This window comes from Nocardioides sp. (genome assembly GCF_035547795.1).
Lineage (GTDB): Bacteria > Actinomycetota > Actinomycetes > Propionibacteriales > Nocardioidaceae > Nocardioides.
In genome coordinates, this window is sequence record NZ_DASZUF010000046.1 from 1 (window position 1) to 2,164 (window position 2,164).

General features: G+C 73.4%; 3 protein-coding genes, 1 tRNA gene and 1 pseudogene. All 5 read left to right on the plus strand.

Going from position 1 to position 2,164, the window contains the following annotated elements:
• The coding region (locus VHA72_RS03775) for a nucleoside deaminase (RefSeq protein WP_325573110.1) at positions 1-253 on the plus strand (253 nt) is incomplete at its 5' end.
• 10 nt (positions 254-263) lie between these two features.
• Positions 264-353, plus strand: a tRNA-Ser gene (locus tag VHA72_RS03780).
• Positions 354-426: 73 nt separating this feature from the next.
• Positions 427-1,125 carry an aminotransferase class IV gene (locus tag VHA72_RS03785; RefSeq protein WP_325573111.1) on the plus strand — a complete coding sequence of 233 codons (699 nt, stop codon included), beginning with the start codon at positions 427-429 and terminating at the stop codon, positions 1,123-1,125.
• A 29-nt stretch (positions 1,126-1,154) separates the two neighbouring features.
• Positions 1,155-1,745 carry an anthranilate synthase component II gene (locus VHA72_RS03790; RefSeq protein WP_325573112.1) on the plus strand — a complete coding sequence of 197 codons (591 nt, stop codon included), beginning with the start codon at positions 1,155-1,157 and terminating at the stop codon, positions 1,743-1,745.
• A pseudogene (locus tag VHA72_RS03795) lies at positions 1,742-2,164 on the plus strand (anthranilate synthase component I family protein); the annotation flags it as partial. The gene VHA72_RS03790 and the pseudogene VHA72_RS03795, both read left to right, overlap by 4 nt.

Genomic DNA, 2,164 nt, shown 5'->3' on the forward strand with positions numbered 1-2,164 from the left:
GTGGCGGCTCGACGGCTGCACCCTGGTGGTGACCCTGGAGCCGTGCACCATGTGCGCGGGCGCCGCCGTACTCGCCCGGATCGAGCGGATCGTCTTCGGCGCCTTCGACGAGAAGGCCGGCGCGGTCGGCTCGCTGTGGGACGTCGTCCGCGACCGTCGGCTCAACCATCGCCCCGAGGTGGTCGCGGGCGTGTACGCCGACCGGAGCACGGCGCTGCTGGACGATTTCTTCGCAGCCCACCGTCTGGGCTAGCCTTTCCGGCGGTGACGTGTCCGAGCGGCCTAAGGAGAACGCCTCGAAAGCGTTTGTGGGTGCAAGTCCACCGAGGGTTCAAATCCCTCCGTCACCGCCAGCCAGTAAAGCCGCCCCGCCGCCCGATCCGGGCCCGCGGGGCGGCTTTCTTGTCGGGCTCGTAGCATGCCCGCGTGTCCGACTACGGCTGCTTCACGACGTTCCGGGTCGAGCGCGACGGCGTGCGCGGGTGGGAGGCGCACCTCGAGCGGCTGGTACGCGACAGCGGCGTGCTCTTCGACCGCTCGATCGGGCGGGACCAGGTCGAGGCGGCGGTACGGCGGGCGCTGGTCGGGCTGCCCCGCCCGGTGCTGCTCCGGGCGGCGGTCACGGCCGACGACCACACCCTCGGCCGTCCCGGCGGCAGCGCGCTGAGCGTCACCGTGACGCCGCGGCCGGTGCACACCGATCCCACTCCGCTCACGGTCGCGACCGTGGCGCACCAGCGGGCGCTGTCGAGCGTCAAGTACCTCGGCACTACTCCCGAGCTGCTGGCCCGCCGCCGTGCCCGGCTCGCCGGCCACGACGACGCGCTGCTGGTCGCCGACGGCCTGGTCGGCGAGGGGCCGACCTGGTCGCTGGTGGTGCTGCTCGACGGTGCCCTGGTCTCGCCGAGCCGGGGCCTGCCCAGCATCACGGTCGAGCTGCTGGGCCGGGTCCGGGCGATCGAGCGGCGCGATGTGCGCGTCGACGAGCTGGCTGTCGCGGAAGCCGCCGCGGCGGTCAACGCCGGCTGGGGCGTGCGCCCGATCGCCTCGATCGACGGTTGGAACCTACCCGCCACGACGGACCTCCGCACTGCCTATCTCGGCATCGCCCGGGACCCGGTCTGACCCGGCTCGGCCGGCGTACACTCGCGGCCATGCCGGCGCCCGCTCCACGCCGCGGCTCGGCGCGTGTCCTGGTGGTCGATCACCACGACTCCTACACCTGGAACCTGATGCACCTGATCGCCTCGGTCACCGGCGAGCTGCCCGATCTGGTGCAGCACGACCAGCCACGGGCGTACGTCGCCCCCGACACCACCCATGTCGTCCTCTCGCCCGGCCCCGGCAGCCCTGCGGACGAGGCCGACTTCCGGCTCGGTCGTCGCCTGCTGGCGGAGTCGGGGCTGCCGATCCTGGGCGTGTGCCTGGGGATGCAGGGCATCGTGACGACGTTCGGTGGCCGGGTGGCTCCGGGGCGCCCCGCGCACGGCGTGGTCAGCCGGATCGACCACGACGGCCGCGGCGTCTTCGCCGGCCTGCCGGCCGGCTTCGCGGCGGTGCGCTATCACTCCCTGGTCGCCATCGAGCTGCCCGACTGCCTCGAGGTCTCGGCGCGTGCCCAGGACGGCACCGTGATGGGCGTCCGGCATCGGGACAGGCCGATCGAGGGCGTGCAGTTCCATCCCGAGTCGATCCTCTCCGAGCACGGTCGCCCGATGCTCGCGAACTTCCTGAGGTGCGGATGAACGACGTCGAGGCCCACTTCGCGGCCATCGCCGCGACCCACCCGCGCTGCTTCTGGCTCGACACCGCCGACGGCTCCGGCGGCTCGCTGCTGGGCTGGCTGGACGACGACGATCTGTCGCTGACCTACGACGCCGAGCGCGGCGAGGTGACCCGTCATCGTGCCGGCCGCGCCGACGTCGTCCGTCTCGGGATCTTAGAGGCGCTCGAGACCGAGCTCCGCGACTCCGCGGAGGACGACCTCTGGGTGGGCATCCTCGGCTATGCCTGCCGCGACGACCTGCCGGCCAGCGCCGGATCCGGGCTCCCCGACGCGGTCTGGATGCGGGCCCGGCACGTCGTCGCGCTCGATCACCCGACCGGCGCCCCGCCGACGGCCGAGCCGACCGACCCCGCACCGCCGACGGACCCCGCCGACCCC

Bases quoted from the DNA above. Each gene is read 5' to 3' on its own strand.
- VHA72_RS03790 (WP_325573112.1), top strand. From the start codon at position 1,155: ATGCCGGCGCCCGCTCCACGCCGCGGCTCGGCGCGTGTCCTGGTGGTC.